The sequence below is a fragment of the Xenorhabdus doucetiae genome (genome assembly GCF_000968195.1).
Lineage (GTDB): Bacteria > Pseudomonadota > Gammaproteobacteria > Enterobacterales > Enterobacteriaceae > Xenorhabdus > Xenorhabdus doucetiae.
Genome location: NZ_FO704550.1, coordinates 2,048,588 through 2,064,572 on the forward strand (window position 1 = coordinate 2,048,588; position 15,985 = coordinate 2,064,572).

At 46.2% G+C, this 15,985-nt stretch carries 13 protein-coding genes; 6 read left to right on the top strand and 7 right to left on the bottom strand.

Going from position 1 to position 15,985, the window contains the following annotated elements; all coding sequences use genetic code 11:
- Positions 1-44 precede the first annotated feature (44 nt).
- A complete protein-coding gene (pth, locus tag XDD1_RS09220; protein ID WP_045970565.1) occupies positions 45-635 on the bottom strand; it encodes an aminoacyl-tRNA hydrolase in 591 nt (196 codons plus the stop codon).
- 274 nt (positions 636-909) lie between these two features.
- Between pth and ychH the strand changes: the two genes are divergently transcribed.
- On the top strand, positions 910-1,185 hold the full coding sequence (gene ychH / locus XDD1_RS09225; RefSeq protein ID WP_045970567.1) for a stress-induced protein YchH: 276 nt from the start codon (positions 910-912) through the stop codon (positions 1,183-1,185).
- Between the two features lie 83 nt (positions 1,186-1,268).
- Here the strand turns inward: ychH and XDD1_RS09230 are convergent, their stop codons facing one another.
- From XDD1_RS09230 to lolB, 5 genes are all read right to left on the bottom strand, one after another.
- Positions 1,269-3,248, bottom strand: a complete 1,980-nt coding sequence (locus XDD1_RS09230) for an autotransporter domain-containing esterase (RefSeq protein ID WP_045970569.1) — start codon at positions 3,246-3,248, stop codon at positions 1,269-1,271.
- Positions 3,249-3,490: 242 nt separating this feature from the next.
- Positions 3,491-5,521 (bottom strand): autotransporter domain-containing esterase, encoded by a 2,031-nt coding sequence (locus tag XDD1_RS09235; protein ID WP_045970571.1) that lies wholly within the window; start codon positions 5,519-5,521, stop codon positions 3,491-3,493.
- Between the two features lie 755 nt (positions 5,522-6,276).
- On the bottom strand, positions 6,277-7,224 hold the full coding sequence (prs, locus tag XDD1_RS09240) for a ribose-phosphate diphosphokinase (protein WP_045973432.1): 948 nt from the start codon (positions 7,222-7,224) through the stop codon (positions 6,277-6,279).
- Positions 7,225-7,283: 59 nt separating this feature from the next.
- Entirely contained in the window at positions 7,284-8,186 is a 903-nt protein-coding gene (ispE, locus tag XDD1_RS09245; protein WP_045970572.1) for a 4-(cytidine 5'-diphospho)-2-C-methyl-D-erythritol kinase, read from the bottom strand.
- A complete protein-coding gene (gene lolB, locus XDD1_RS09250) occupies positions 8,186-8,803 on the bottom strand; it encodes a lipoprotein insertase outer membrane protein LolB (RefSeq protein WP_045970574.1) in 618 nt (205 codons plus the stop codon). The genes ispE and lolB overlap by 1 nt, the downstream gene beginning before the upstream one ends.
- 252 nt (positions 8,804-9,055) lie before the next feature.
- Here lolB and hemA point away from each other — a divergent pair, with 252 nt between their 5' ends.
- The 5 genes from hemA to kdsA all read left to right on the top strand — a co-directional run bounded on the left by hemA (position 9,056) and on the right by kdsA (position 14,073).
- Positions 9,056-10,318 (top strand): glutamyl-tRNA reductase, encoded by a 1,263-nt coding sequence (hemA, locus tag XDD1_RS09255; RefSeq protein WP_045970576.1) that lies wholly within the window; start codon positions 9,056-9,058, stop codon positions 10,316-10,318.
- A 31-nt stretch (positions 10,319-10,349) separates the two neighbouring features.
- Entirely contained in the window at positions 10,350-11,432 is a 1,083-nt protein-coding gene (prfA, locus tag XDD1_RS09260; RefSeq protein ID WP_045970578.1) for a peptide chain release factor 1, read from the top strand.
- A complete protein-coding gene (gene prmC, locus XDD1_RS09265; protein WP_045970580.1) occupies positions 11,432-12,304 on the top strand; it encodes a peptide chain release factor N(5)-glutamine methyltransferase in 873 nt (290 codons plus the stop codon). Before prfA ends, prmC begins: the two co-directional genes overlap by 1 nt.
- A complete protein-coding gene (gene sirB1 / locus XDD1_RS09270; RefSeq protein WP_045970582.1) occupies positions 12,288-13,097 on the top strand; it encodes an invasion regulator SirB1 in 810 nt (269 codons plus the stop codon). Before prmC ends, sirB1 begins: the two co-directional genes overlap by 17 nt.
- A gap of 121 nt (positions 13,098-13,218) precedes the next feature.
- Positions 13,219-14,073: a 3-deoxy-8-phosphooctulonate synthase gene (kdsA, locus tag XDD1_RS09275; protein WP_045970584.1), complete on the top strand. Its 855-nt coding sequence runs from the start codon at positions 13,219-13,221 to the stop codon at positions 14,071-14,073.
- Between the two features lie 92 nt (positions 14,074-14,165).
- On the opposite strand, the gene dauA is transcribed toward kdsA, so the two are convergent.
- Positions 14,166-15,866 (bottom strand): C4-dicarboxylic acid transporter DauA, encoded by a 1,701-nt coding sequence (gene dauA / locus XDD1_RS09280; RefSeq protein ID WP_045970586.1) that lies wholly within the window; start codon positions 15,864-15,866, stop codon positions 14,166-14,168.
- Between the last annotated feature and the right edge of the window lie 119 nt (positions 15,867-15,985).

A 15,985-nucleotide genomic window follows, 5' to 3' on the forward strand; every position in this document is an offset into this window, starting at 1 on the left:
GCGCTATTATACATGCAATAGCCCACAGCGCCATGTACTCCCTGTCAGGCGCTGGCTTTAAACGCATGCAGGCGGTTAATTGCTTTACTCATGCCGTCTTTAATCAGGATGTCGGTACAGCGCAATGCTTCATCAATAGCATCATCAATCAGTTTTTGTTCGCAAGCCAAGGGCTTGCCAAGGACGAAACCCACGACTTTATTTTTATCGCCCGGATGACCAATGCCGATCCGCAGACGATGAAAGTTAGGGTTATTACCCAGTTTATTCTGAATATCTTTCAGGCCATTATGACCCCCATTGCTGCCACCCAGTTTCATTTTTGCCACACCCGGTGGTAGATCCAGCTCATCATGTACAACCAAGATTTCATCCGGTTGAATGCGATAAAACCCAGCAAGGGCAAGGACAGATTTACCGCTGAGGTTCATGAAAGTGGTTGGCACCAGCAAACGAATATCCTGCCCGTTAATGTTAATGCGGGCGGTAAGCCCAAAAAATTTACTCTCTTCTTTCAGGGACTGGTGATAGCGTTGTGCTAATAAATCGACAAACCATGCTCCGGCATTATGTCTGGTCTGTGCATATTCAGCCCCAGGGTTTGCCAGGCCAACGATTAATTTTATGTTACTCACAGTTTAGGTTCGCTTATTGGCAATAGAACAAAAAGGAGATTAGTTTACCTATCTCAAAGCTTGAGTACAAAACTCATTATGTCCTTTCTTAACAAATATTATTTTGCCGGAATGTAAAAAATTAGGCTTAAATTTGTACAGCTTGTGATCGCTGCCGCAATAACCTTTTATATGATAAGGCTATAATTCAATTATAAAGAAGATGTCTACTTTCGTGCTTTTGCGTTCGTTGTATGTGCAAATTAGCGTTCACAAAAAGTATTGGAGGTTGGTTATGAGACGTGAAAAGGCGTTTGTTTTTGGCAATATCCTCATGGGTGCAGGAATGGCGGCAATGCTGGTGAGTCTGGCTTATGTATTGCTGAGCCATATCTTCAATTTTGATCTCTCTGAATTTTTAACCGACCTTTCATTAATGGGGTTGTTTATTGGCGCATTTATTTGGCTGGTCGGGGCCAGTATTGGCGGTCGGGAACAGGTGACCGATAAGTATTGGTGGTTGAAGAATTACGATGAACGTTATCGTCGTAAAAAACATCGACATCCGTGATAATTTTAAATGTTAGCATTCGGTAAATTAGATAAGGCGGCAATGGTGACCGCCTTATCTTTGCTGGTTAAATATTCTGTGTATTAAAAGCTGACATTAAAACCGAGGTTGAAATTGTAGTTATGATTCGGCCCATTATCATTTTTTTCATGTGATACAGCGGCAAATGCGTGGAAATTATCGGTCAGGTTAGCATTGACGCCGACGGTGTATTGAATGCGATTTCTATCCTGTTTTTCGCCCGGTAGTACGAAACTTGTTTTGGTAGAATTGATCGCGCTGCGAAGAGTATAACGTTCATCATCGAATTGGTGATTGAACAGGATAGAGGCATAAGGATTGAGATATCCCAATTTTGTATCGACTCTCCAACCCACCGAACCCACTCTGGAATGGTAGTTTTGATCGCCAAAATGCATCGTGGTGCTGTTGTTACCCGTTTCACGATAACCATCAATACTTCCGTTATCCCAGGCATATTGGATGATTGGGCTGGTAGTCAGGTAACGCGTGATGGGGATATCCCAGCCAGCCGTAATACGCCAGCCCCATTGCCTGCCCATCGTTGAACCTGATTCCCTGCGCGTCGCTGCTCCAAGCTGGATGGAACGTGACAGGTTATCGTAATGGGTGCGTGAATAATGCACATCGCCGCTCAACCATCCATTGTCATAGTAGTTCCAGAGTGTGTAAGCGGTTATAATATGACCCGTCGCGGCATAATTGAAATGAGATGTGACATCTTGTTCTGTTTTGTAACGTGAAAGGGTGGCGCCCAATAGCCAATTATCCGCTAATTGATAATCACCACCCAATGTCAGGGTACTATTGTTATTGCCTGTATAACCGCCGAATACGCCAACCTTACCTTGGGCATTACCATTATTGCGAAGCTGTTGCAGGTGACTGTCAAGTAAGCTAAGGGTCGTTGTGACGGGGATGCGGTTGACAGAGTTCAATACCCGCACCTGTAAAGGCGCGGTGTAGATCGACATAATATACTGGCCGATGACTTTGTGTGCGTCAGGTGTCGGGTGGAAACTATCGGAAAACAAATAGGGTTGGCTTTTATCAAAGCCAGGTTCGGAAGAAGAACATAACGCAGCCATCTGATCTTGTTTGCAAGCATAACCCAGAGTATTAGAAATACCATAAATAGTCGGGTTCGCGATGACTTCGTGTAAGAGCTTATTGACATCGGCACGCAGGATATTACCGTTACCAAGCAGGTTTTCCACTTGCTGGTTATATTGGTCGGAAAATTGGGACGCTGTTTTGCTGGCATTATTATAAGCATCAAGCAATTGGCGATAAATTTCTTTAGCTTTATCTGGATCTTCAGGGGAAGCTCCTTCAGCAATCTTTTCAAAAACCCCCTGAAGCACTTTATCTCTGATTTCCTTGTTGGGTGTCGGGTATTTGTTGATGGCTTCATGAACTTGTTGCAGAATTTTTTCGATATCTTCTTTGGGTATCTGGTTTTTTCCTAAAGCACCTTTAAGTACCTCTTCCATAATTTTGGGCGTTGTACCAATATCCGGGACATTCGGTGCAATAACCAAACCCGCACCCGCCTTAATGAGTTGATTGATCTGTGATGCTGCGGATGCGGAATTATTCTTAATAAGCTGTTGTGCCGCGTTTTTATCACCTTTCGCTAACTTTTCCAGCGCATCCTTTATATCGTTGCCTCCTACCCAATGTATATACACACCATTAGGATCAGCCCGTCCAGAGTGTGCTTGCAAATAACGATCAAGCTGTTTTTGCGTGGTAACATTGTCAAACAATGGATCACCAGTCCTATCAGCAGTCGCTCCTGCATACGCATAATTGGTTCCATCATCCTTGGAGGGTTTTAGTTGTTTGCCAGTGAGGTTGCGAGTGATATATTCATCGTAGAGTTCAGAATCTTTTCCATCTGTTGTGAATTTTCCGAACAGATTCCCACCATCACTCAAACTATCCCCAAAAACATACACATTGTCATAGGCATATGAATTTGTCATGAGGTTAACGAATAATGCAGTGGTGGCTGATACCAAAAAGAGGGCTTTTTTCATATCGTTCTCCTGAAAAGACAGCGCATTAGGTTAATGCCAGCCCAACACTTTGATTTAAAAGAGCATTAACTCATTTCTCATCGGTTGATGGCTGATTTTCTGATTGTTTCAGTCCGATATTACTTCTATCTGCATATACGAAAATTAAACGAATGGTTAACGTTTACGTAACAGAACTAAACGGTAGGTAAACAAAAATGCAAGGCAGCCCTATTGACTGCCTTGCGTCCCTGAGTACTGAATTAGAAACTGGCGTTGATGCCCAAACTGAAATTGTAGGTAGGATCTTGCGTATTGCCGTCATTACGGGTGACGGCCGCAAAACCGCGCACGTTATTGGTGAAATTTGCGTTCATGCCGAGAGTATATTGGCGCCAATTGGTGCTCTGTTTGCCACTTTCCATCTCAAAAGTATCTTTGGAAGAGTTAATGGCACCACTCAGCTTAGAACTTGTATCACCAAATTGGTGATTGAACTGAACAGAGGCATAAGGGTTAAAACGACCCAGTTTAGTATCGACTCGCCAACCCAGTGTGCCGACTTTAGAGGTGTAGTCCTGATCAGTAAAATGCATGGAAGAGCTGCTGTTGCCGGATTCACGGTAGCCATCGACTTCCCCTTTATCCCAGGCATACTGAACGATTGGGCTGGTGGTCAGGTAGCGAGTCACAGGAATATCCCAACCGGCTGTAATCCGTGCTCCCCACTGTTTCCCCGTGGTCGCACCGGTTTCCCTGCGCGTCGCTTCTCCAAGCTGGATGCTACGGGTCAGGGTATCATAATTGGTGCGTGAATAGTGGACATCGCCGCTCAGCCAGCCGTTGTTGTAGTAGTTCCACAAGCTATAAGCGGTCAGGACATGACCATGCCCTTCATAGGTGAAGTTAGCCGCCGGAGTCCGTTCGTCTGTATAGTTTGAGTACATGGCACCCAACAGCAGGTTATCGAGGAGCTGATAATCGCCACCGAGCGTAAAGGTTTTGTTCTGGCTGCCGCTATAGCCACCAAAGACACCGGTTTTACCCTGCTCATTGCCGCCATTGCGCAGTTGTTGCAGGTGGCCGTCAAGGGAAGAGAGGGCACTTTTAACCGGAGCACGGTTGGCTTGAGCCAGCGCCATGACCTGCGTGGGGGCAATAAAGATAGAGGTTATGTATTGGCCCATTATCTTGTGCCCTAATGGCGTTGGGTGGAAAGTATCAGAGAATAAAAATTCTTTGTCTTTCGTGAAGCTTGCATCATCTTTGGAACATTTATCTGCGGTCACATTTTGTCCGCAGGCATAGCCTAATGTATTCTGAATACCATAAATCAGCGGGTTAGCGATGACTTCATTCAGTAGGCCATTGATATCGGCACGTAAGATATTGCCGTTTCCTTGGCTGATTTGTTTGTCAACCAAATCGTTATAGAGAGCGGTGAGATTTGAAGCGCCTGTGCTGGCTTCAGCGTATTTATCATTGAGCATTTTTTCAATTTGCTCTGGTGGGATTTTGACACCACGTTCTTTCGCTTGTTCTGCTAGCTGATGAAAAACCTTTTTAATACCCTGATCACGGTAAGTACCATTGGGGATAGTGGCTTGGTTAATCTCGGTATGGATTTTTCGCAGGATATCTTGAGCATCTGATTTAGAGACACCTGCTGTTTCCAATGCGCCATTAAGCACGGTTTCTAATAACCTAGGTGTGGTGCCTACATCAGGAACAGTGGGTACAATAACAAGTCCTGCGCCAGCCTGGATTAGAGCGTTAATTTGGCTAGAAGCTGCGGTCGCGCTAGTGATGGCAATATGTTGGGCCGCTTTCTCACCTGCTTTCTTACCCGCTTCTTCGCCCGCTATTTTACTAACTTGTTCACGGGTTTTTTGGCCAACGAACAATGCTGCGGCAAGATCATTGCCACCAATCCAGTGAATAAAAATACCGTTAGGATCTGCACGGTGATTATGGGCGTTCAGATAGTCGCTTACCTGCTGTTGTGTATTATATCCTTTTTCACTGTATTCCTTTAACGCAGTCGCACCAGCTTCAGCATAATTGGTTCCACCCTTGTTGGATGGGGTCGGGCTGGTACCTATAATGGATTTAGGAAAATACTCAAAATAGAACTTATTTTTCGTACAATCCGTGGTGAAACATCCCACATTCCCTTTATCACTCAGGCTATCACCAGAAACATAAATCGTATTATAGGTATAAGCATTCGCATTAGAAATCGCATTAATTGAAAGCGCTAACAGTGCAGGTGTAAATAAAAATGCCTTTTTCATTGGCACTCTCCTTAAAAAGTCGTATTGGTTATTTCGATCAGCCTGTTGCTTTGGGGCTGATACCTTGAGTTGTTGAAATAAATCTTTATCAGGCAGTTAACTTCTTGATAACAACTACCTGCGATTAAGTATGGTTGCCGGTTAGAAATCGGCCATATTGATTTAAATTTTTTATATATAATGTGAGGTTAATACATTCATCTTTTAAATTTCCCTCCAGCAATAACTTGATAACAAGATAATTTTGGCTAAATTTAGGCCAAAAGAAGTCGTCACCTCAAATTTAGGTGTCATAGCTTATTTATGAATAAAGTTTATTTTTCTAGATTAGAAATAATACTGACTTGTCGATACGGTATTGTGACGTAAGTAAATAATATTCTGCCGTCATTAATTGCGCGGCAGGTTAGCAGCAACTTTTCGATAACACCAGTATTGTCAGAGGATTAGGCAACTGGACGTACCAGATGAAAAGTTATGCTTTCAGGATAAGCCTGTTTATTTGTTTATAAATCCAGCAAATTAATGACGTGGAAAAAATTCACATCAACTGATTTATCATATTGATATAATTAATTATTTTACAACAATTAATATTGCGAAGAGTGATTTATTCATGATGGAATCATTAATTTTGCCTGCTAAATAAACAGAAAACCCCGTTACTGAGGAAACAGCAACGGGGTTTTTCAGGCAATGATTTATTTAATCACTTGAATAAGTTGGCGTTTAATATTTGCCCTAAAACACAAATATTAGTGCTCAAACATCGCAGAGATTGATTCTTCATTGCTGATACGGCGAATAGCTTCCGCCAGCATGCCAGACAGTGTCAAAGTACGAACTTTGTTCAACGCCTTGATCTCATCAGACAGAGGAATGGTGTCACAGACTACAAATTCGTCGATCACGGAGTTCTTGATGTTTTCCACGGCATTGCCGGAGAAAATAGGGTGGGTGGCATAAGCAAATACGCGCTTCGCTCCACGCTCTTTCAATGCTTCGGCTGCTTTGCACAGTGTGCCACCGGTGTCGATCATATCATCAACCAGAACGCAATCACGGCCGGCAACATCACCAATGATATGCATGACTTGAGAAACGTTTGCACGTGGACGACGTTTATCAATGATAGCCATATCGGTATCGTTCAGCAGTTTGGCAATGGCACGGGCGCGAACGACACCACCGATGTCCGGAGAAACGACAATCGGGTTTTCCAACTCTTGCTGAAGCATATCTTCCAGCAGGATGGGGCTACCAAAGACATTATCAACCGGAACATCAAAGAAGCCTTGGATCTGTTCAGCGTGCAGATCTACCGTGAGAACACGATCTACACCCACGCTGGACAAAAAGTCCGCGACGACTTTGGCGGTGATAGGCACACGGGCTGAACGGACACGACGATCCTGACGAGCATAACCGAAGTAAGGGATAACAGCGGTAATACGGCCAGCAGAAGCACGACGTAGCGCATCAACCATAACGACCAATTCCATCAGGTTGTCGTTGGTGGGTGCGCAAGTGGACTGGATGATGAAAACATCACCGCCGCGTACATTTTCATTGATTTGAACACTGACTTCACCGTCGCTAAAACGGCCGACGGCAGCGTCTCCCAGGCTAGTGTACAGGCGGTTGGCAACACGTTGTGCTAGTTCAGGTGTAGCATTACCAGCAAAAAGCTTCATATCGGGCACGGGATAAACCTCAGGCTTGCGTCCAGAGAGATATTGTTGACCAATCGAACAAACAGCGTTCATTGGTGCAATAACACGGGTATCCCAGAGCGGAATGTATGCAATGGAGAAATGTTGACACCACGCGCAACAAAGCCCTGCATCCACTCTGGGGCTTGATTTAACACCTTACGGGCCGATGCTTCTGATTCGAACTCGCCGAAAACACACGCACCGGTTCCGGTCAGGCGTGACGGTGCGTATTCTAACAGCCATAAAAGAAGCTGTTCAACCTCACGAAAACGTTTTCTTGCGATTGGTTCACAATCATTTGCGAATGGTGCCTGTAATAATGCGCCCAGAGCACGAATCGGAGAATTTCTTTTTAATTCAGGATCTGTGAAGATTGTCGGCGTTGCGATTTCAATTCCGGGATGGGCGACCAAAAACCATTTTTCTTCCGGTGACGCGGGCTGGAGTTTTTCTCCAATGCCTTCGGCAAAGGCAGCATGGCCTTTGACAAAGACCGGAACGTCGGCACCAAGGCTTACGCCAAGCTGTGCCAATTCATTATCAGACAGATGGGCTTGCCAATGGTGATTCAGGGCAATTAATACCGTGGCCGCGTTGGAAGAACCGCCGCCCAAACCGCCGCCCATCGGCAAGCATTTATCAATGCGAATATCGGCACCCAAATAGTCGGTTATTTGTTTTTGTGACGATCGTTTTTGTAACGTTCGTTTTTGTAACAAATGGTCCTGTAATAATCGGGCGGCTCGCACGATCAAATTATCATCATGGGCGACACCGGCAACCGGCGTCAGCAAGCGGATTTGATTATCTTGGCGTGGTGAAATGGTGATTTGATCGCCATAATCCAAAAATTGAAACAGCGTTTGCAGTTCGTGGTAACCATCGGGTCGCTGCCCGGTGATATACAAAAATAAATTCAATTTTGCCGGAGAAGGCCAGGTTAACGTCATTATTGAATCGTCCAGTTATCCATCTTTAATTTTATGCGGTTTTTTCCTTGCGTCAGTTCCAGTCGCGTGGGTAAGGCGGGTGTCATCGAGGTATCGTATCCTTGATAATTGACTTGCCAGAGCTCACCATTTTTTTTGTCACTCACGGATTTCAGCAGGTAATTGGCATCCAACTGAAAATTTTTGGCACTACCCGGCAGACCAATCATCCAGCTTTTTAAATTATCCAGTGGAATATGCATATTGGTTAGCTGGTAAATTAAGGATTCAGGTTTATCACTGAGATATTTTTTACCGTTATTGTCAGTCAGTTGAATCTTATTCGGTTCGACGAATAATTCCAATTCGGTGGTCCCCAGTGGATTGAGCAGCAGTAATTTATAATTGTCAGGCGAATATTGTTGCCAGAAAAATCGGGCGTACACTTTTTTCTCATCGGCCAGATAAGCGAAAGAACCACGGGTTTGGTAGTGCCCCAGCGTTATCAGTTGCTGCTCACGGGCGTGCCATTGCGGCGTATCCGCTGATCCCATGCCTGTCGGGGGTTGTGTGACGGTACAGGCCGTCAGCAAAACACCGGCGAGGGGAAGTAAGCGAAAAAACGAAAATATTTTCATACAATAACCCTTGGTGGTCTATATAACAACTTAAGGCGTGCTACCCAAGTCTATAATCAAGGGAGTAATTTAGCGAAAATTTGCTAACAATTCTCGAATAAATTACCGCAGAACCGTCCGATTGACTTTTATTGAATTGACGCATCAAGTAGAATGCTCGGCCAAAGAGTCCTTATGAAAGGCGTGAGTTTATGAGAATAATTATCAATATCATCATAACCTTGCCTCCTATGATAACTCAATGCAGTTAAGATGACTTTATTAGCACTCGGTATCAACCATAAAACAGCGCCTGTTTCGTTACGTGAGCGGGTGGCCTTTTCTCCTGACACGCTAAAATTAGCGCTTGATGATTTGCTCCAACAGCCTCTGGTGCGGGGCGGCGTTGTGCTGTCTACTTGTAACCGCACGGAACTCTACCTCAGTGTTGAGCAGCAGGGTAATTTTAAAGAACCGTTAATTCATTGGCTATGCAGATACCATCAACTTAATCCTGATGATTTAACCGCAAGCCTTTATTGGCATTTAGGTAATGATGCCGTCAGCCATTTGATGCGCGTCGCGAGCGGCCTGGATTCCCTTGTCCTGGGGGAACCGCAGATTTTGGGGCAGGTGAAAAAGGCGTTCGCTGAGTCGCAAAATTATCAATCGCTGTCGGGTGAACTGGAGCGCTTGTTCCAAAAATCGTTCTCGGTGGCTAAACGGATCAGAACAGAAACGGAAATTGGTGCCAATGCCGTTTCCGTGGCCTTTGCTGCCTGTACACTGGCGCGGCAAATTTTTGAATCCCTTTCCCAATTAAATATCCTGCTGGTGGGTGCCGGAGAGACGATTGAACTGGTTGCTCGTCACCTGAAAGAGCATGGTGTGAATCGCATGATGATCGCCAACCGGACAAAAGAGCGGGCACAGAGGCTGGCCAGTGAAGTCAATGCAGAGGTTATTTCCCTGCCCGATATTGATACCCGATTGGCACAAGCGGATATTGTCATTAGTTCCACCGCCAGCCCATTACCGATCATTGGCAAAGGCATGGTTGAAAGAGCGCTGAAATTACGCCGCAACCAACCGATGTTATTGATTGATATTGCCGTTCCCCGCGATATTGAACCGGATGTTGAAAAATTGAGTGACGTTTATCTGTACAGCGTGGATGATTTACAGGCCATTATTCAGCAGAATCTCGCCCAACGTAAAGCGGCAGCGGTGGTTGCGGAAGGGATTGTGCAACAAGAAAGCAGCCATTTCATGGATTGGTTGCGTTCTCAGGGCGCTGTTAATACAATTCGCGAATATCGAGAACAGGCAGAGAAAATCAGGGCTGAGATGACGGCAAAGGCATTAATGTCCATCAGGCAGGGTGCTGATGCTGAACAGATCATTAACCAATTGACCTACCAATTGACGAACCGTCTGATCCACACACCGACGAAATCTCTCCAACAGGCTGCCAGTGATGGCGATTTGGAACGCCTGAATCTATTACGGGACAGCCTTGGGCTGGATCATCATTAACCCTATCCTAAATTAAGGTCTTATATTACGAATGAAGCCTTCTATTGTCGCTAAATTGGAAGCATTACAAGAACGCCATGAAGAAGTATTGGCTCACCTCGGTGATGCTGCGGTTATCGCCGACCAAGAGCGTTTTCGCGCTTTATCAAAAGAATATGCGCAACTGACCGATGTGACTAACTGTTTTAAAGCGTGGAAAAGCGTTCAGGATGATATCGAAACTGCTGAGATGATGCTTGATGATCCCGAAATGCGGGAAATGGCGCAGGAAGAACTCAAAGGCGCAAAAATTCGTAATGAAGAATTAGAGCAGCAACTGCAACTGCTGTTATTACCGAAAGATCCGGATGATGAGCGCAACTGTTTCCTTGAAGTGCGTGCCGGAACCGGTGGCGATGAAGCGGCAATATTTGCCGGAGATTTATTCCGCATGTACAGCCGTTATGCAGAATCCCGCCGCTGGAAAGTGGAGATCATGAGCGCCAACGAAGGCGAGCATGGTGGATATAAAGAAGTGATTGCCAAAATTTCCGGCGAGCAAGTTTATGGTCACCTGAAATTTGAGTCTGGCGGCCACCGTGTTCAGCGTGTGCCGGAAACAGAATCCCAGGGGCGTATTCATACTTCTGCCTGTACCGTGGCTATTCTGCCGGAAATCCCGGAGGCGGAATTACCGGAAATCAGCCCCAGTGATCTGAAAATTGATACTTTTCGCTCTTCCGGCGCGGGCGGGCAGCACGTCAATACCACGGATTCCGCCATTCGAATTACCCACCTGCCAACGGGGATTGTCGTAGAGTGTCAGGATGAGCGTTCACAGCATAAAAACAAAGCAAAAGCGATGTCGGTACTGGCTGCCCGTATTCGTGCCGCTGAGATGCAAAAACGTCAGGAGGCTGAGGCTTCTGAACGCCGTAACTTGCTGGGTTCCGGCGACCGTTCAGATCGCAACCGAACCTACAACTTCCCGCAGGGACGGGTGACCGATCACCGCATCAACCTGACGTTATACCGCCTTGAAGAAGTGATGGAAGGCAAACTGGATATGCTTATCCAGCCTATCGTAACGGAATATCAGGCAGACCAATTATCCGCCTTGTCAGAGCAGGATTGATGAATTATCAACATTGGCTCCAGTATGCGGCCGGACAGTTGACTGAAAGTGATAGCCCTAAGCGTGATGCAGAAATTCTGTTGCAGTACGTAACAGGGCGTTCCCGCACTTATTTAATTGCCTTTAATGAAACGCCGATTTCCCCGGAGGAAGCTGGACTGCTTGATGCTCTTCTGGCGCGCCGTCTTCATGGCGAACCGATTGCCTATATTGTCGGGGAGCGTGAGTTTTGGTCACTGCCCCTGACGGTATCACCCGCCACTTTGATCCCGCGTCCTGATACGGAATGCCTGGTTGAAAAGGCATTGGCATTGCTGCCTGATTCACCGGCACGCATTCTGGATCTCGGTACGGGAACCGGGGCAATTGCCTTGGCGCTGGCCAGTGAGCGGCACGATTGTGATGTAACCGGGGTGGATATCAACCCGGATGCGGTGGCGTTAGCGAAACATAATGCGGAAAGAAACGCCGGGAAACTGGCTTTCCATCCTCCTTTTCACAATGTGAATTTTTTGCAAAGTGAGTGGTTTTCTGCGGTCGGGGAAAGACAATTTGATATGATTGTCAGTAATCCTCCGTATATTGATGAACTTGACCCTCATTTGTGCGAAGGAGATGTCAGGTTTGAACCAGCCACTGCCTTGATTGCTGCACAAAATGGCATGGCAGATTTGCAGACAATTATAGAGCAGGCTCGCCACTTCCTGTTACCAAACGGTTGGCTATTATTGGAACATGGCTGGAAACAGGGGATCGTTGTCAGAAACCTATTTTTGGAAAAAGGTTATCAACAGATAGCCACCTTTCAGGATTATGGCGGTAACGAACGTATCACGGTAGGTCAATGGAATAAAGATGAAAACCATAGTTAATTATGAATTCAATAATGCTTCCCTGATAGATGGTATTATTCTAGTAACACGGGCCATTCGTCCTGATTTTCCCCAAACAAGGGTGACGGAACAATTAACCGCACTGATTGAAGAAGCCCGGCAGAAACTTTCTTCTATTGTCGGCCCCAAAGCAAAATTGCAATCGTTATTGACGCTTTTTTATCGAGAGTGGAAATTTGGCGGAGCCAATGGGGTGTATTGTTTGTCTGATACGCTGTGGTTGGACAGTGTATTGCATTCACACCAAGGCGCTCCCGTCGCACTGGGAACGGTATTTGCCCATATTGCCCAAACGCTGGAATTGCCCGTCCAGCCTGTCATATTCCCGACCCAGCTCATCCTGCGAGTGGATTTAGCCGATGAGCCAACCTGGTTTATCAATCCCATGAATGGCGATACGCTCAACGAACATATTCTTGATGTCTGGTTAAAAGGGAATATTGGCCCGATGGTTCGTCTGGAAAACAAAGACTTACAAGAAGCCGATAATATCAGTATTGTGCGGAAAATCACCGATACCATCAAAGTTTCCCTGATGGAAGAGAAAAAGATGGAGTTGGCGCTAAAAGCCAGCGAAGTCGTGCTGATGTTCGATCCCGAAGATCCGTATGAAATCCGCGACCGGGGGCTGATTTATGCCCAGCTCGACTGTAATCACATTGCGGTTTCGGATTTGAGTTATTTTGTGGAGCACTGCCCCGAAGATCCTATTTCAGAAATGATAAAAATGCAGATTAACACCATTGAGCAGAGATCTATCATCCTCCATTAAATGGCTTAAATAGCTAAATAGCATTGTGGGACAGAATTTCTTTGTTCCTCATTTATTTTCTATGGGTACAGCAAATTTATTTGCCCTTAACTATTTGCCCTCAACAAAAGAAGGTATAAACATGCAACAGAAAGTGGTTAATATTGGTGACATCAAGGTCGCAAATGATCTGCCTTTTGTCCTGTTTGGCGGGATGAATGTCCTTGAGTCACGGGATTTGGCCATGCGTATTTGTGAACACTATGTAACCGTCACGCAAAAACTGGGCATTCCTTATGTTTTTAAGGCGTCTTTTGATAAGGCTAACCGTTCTTCTATTCACTCCTACCGCGGGCCGGGCTTGGAAGAGGGAATGAAAATCTTTCAGGAGCTAAAACAGACTTTTGGCGTCAAAATCATCACGGACGTGCATGAACCTGCGCAAGCCCAGCCGGTTGCCGATGTGGTGGATGTTATCCAGCTTCCCGCTTTTCTTGCCCGTCAGACTGATTTGGTTGAAGCGATGGCAAAAACCGGCGCAGTCATCAACATCAAAAAACCGCAGTTCGTCAGCCCGGGGCAGATGGGGAATATCGTTGAAAAATTTAAAGAAGGCGGCAACGATCAGATAATACTGTGTGACCGTGGCAGTAACTTTGGTTACGACAATCTGGTTGTCGATATGCTGGGCTTTGGTGTCATGAAGCAGGCGACTCAGGGTGCACCGGTGATTTTCGACGTGACGCACTCATTGCAGTGCCGTGATCCCTTTGGTGCCGCTTCGGGTGGCCGTCGCGCGCAAGTGGCAGAGCTGGCTCGTGCGGGTATGGCGGTAGGCATTGCAGGGTTATTCCTTGAAGCACATCCTGATCCGGAAAATGCACGATGTGATGGCCCGTCAGCACTGCCACTGGCAAAACTGGAACCATTCCTGATGCAGATGAAAGCCATTGATGATGTAGTAAAAAGTTTGTCGGAGCTGGATACCAGCAAATAATCCCTGAACCCGCCGAGTTTTCTGGATAATGCGGTTACAGGTATTTTGCTCTGTAACCGCAGATTTAATAAGCAGCTAATTCCCTTCCTTATCTACAACTTAGGCGGATCTATTTCTTGCAGCGCCTTGGGTAAAGTGGCGTAAAAACTCAATTGCCCCTTAATCGGCTCGACTTTGGCGCGTGCCAGCGTTTTCAACGGCTGAAAGGAGATATCGCACACGGCGATATGTTTCTCTTTTCCCATCTCCCGCACAAACCTTTGAAAGGCATGTAACCCACCGGCATCCAGAACGGGAACCGCATCCCACTGCATAATGATGGTGTGATAATCGCTTCCTTGTTCTTTCAGTTCCGCAAAAATACGCTCTGCGGCAGCGAAAAACAGAGGCCCATTAATGCGCACAACCAGCAGACCTGTATCATGATTTGTCGCCGGAGAAGTACTGATACGGGTCATATTGGCAATTTTGCGCATAAACAGCAGTGAAGCCAACACAATACCAATCGTAATGGCCACCACCATATCAAACAGAACCGTCAATGACAGGCACAGTAACATGACGATGATATCGTCTTTGGGGGCACGACGGATGAGATCCACAACCTTATGGGCTTCGCTCATATTCCATGCCACGATCAGCAAAATGGCGGACATCGCGGCAAGCGGCAAATAAGACAGCAGGGGAGCAAGAACCAGCAGCGTCAGCAGTACCAGCAGCGAGTGGACGACCGCGGCAATCGGTGAAGTTGCCCCCGCCCGCACATTCGCGGCTGAACGGGCAATCGCCGCCGTTGCAGTGATCCCACCAAAGAAGGGAGCAATAATATTACCGATTCCCTGACCCATCAATTCACTGTTGGAATGATGTTTTTTTCCGGTCATGCCATCCAGGATCACGGCGCACAGCAGGGATTCAATCGCCCCCAACATGGCCATCGAAAACGCGGCGGGCAGTAATGCAGATACAGTATTCCAGCTAATATCGAGGGAATGGCTATCGGGCAAATCCCACGGCAGAATGAATTGGGGCAGGATGGGAGGAATACCCTGACCTTGTGTACCGTCTTCCAGCGTATAGCTGAATGATGAGCCAATCGTTGCCACATCATGACCCAGCAAATGCATGATGCCCATGACACCCGTACCTGCTATCAAAGCCGGTAAGTGACCCGGTAACTTTAACCCTAATTTGGGCCAGAAAATCAATATCAGCAGGGTGGTTAAACCGATAAGGGTATCGCTGACTTGTAATGAAGGAAACGCTTGGGAGAGGGCAATCACCTTATTAATATAATTTTCCGGCACATGTTCCAGTTTCAGGCCGAAGAAATTTTGCACCTGCATGGTCGCGATAGTTATTGCAATACCGGAAGTAAAGCCAAGCGTGACAGACAACGGAATGTACTCAATAAGACGGCCAAATCGCGCCAATCCCATCACGAGCAAAATAATGCCTGACATCAGTGTGGCAATCAGTAAACCACTCAGGCCAAATTGCTGTGAAACCGGATAGAGTATCACCACAAAAGCCGCCGTTGGCCCGGAAACACTATAGCGAGATCCGCCGGTAAGGGCGATAACAATCCCTGCAATGGCCGCAGTATACAGGCCATATTGTGGTGCAACACCACTGCCGATTGCCAACGCCATCGCCAGTGGGATAGCAATGATCCCCACCGTGATCCCGGCAATCATGTCTTTGATAAAACGCTGGAAAGAGTAAGTTTCTTTCCAACACGCGTCGATAAACGCGCTAAATGGACGTATCCCCTTAATTTTACGTGTATTCATTTAATTGAGAACCAAAAATAAGCTATCAGATGATGGGCTGAAAAAGAGCTGTCAGCATATCGCTTTTGTTAGGTGAAAAAAGTGTTATATGTCAAAAAGTTAACTAATAGGGTAGTGCC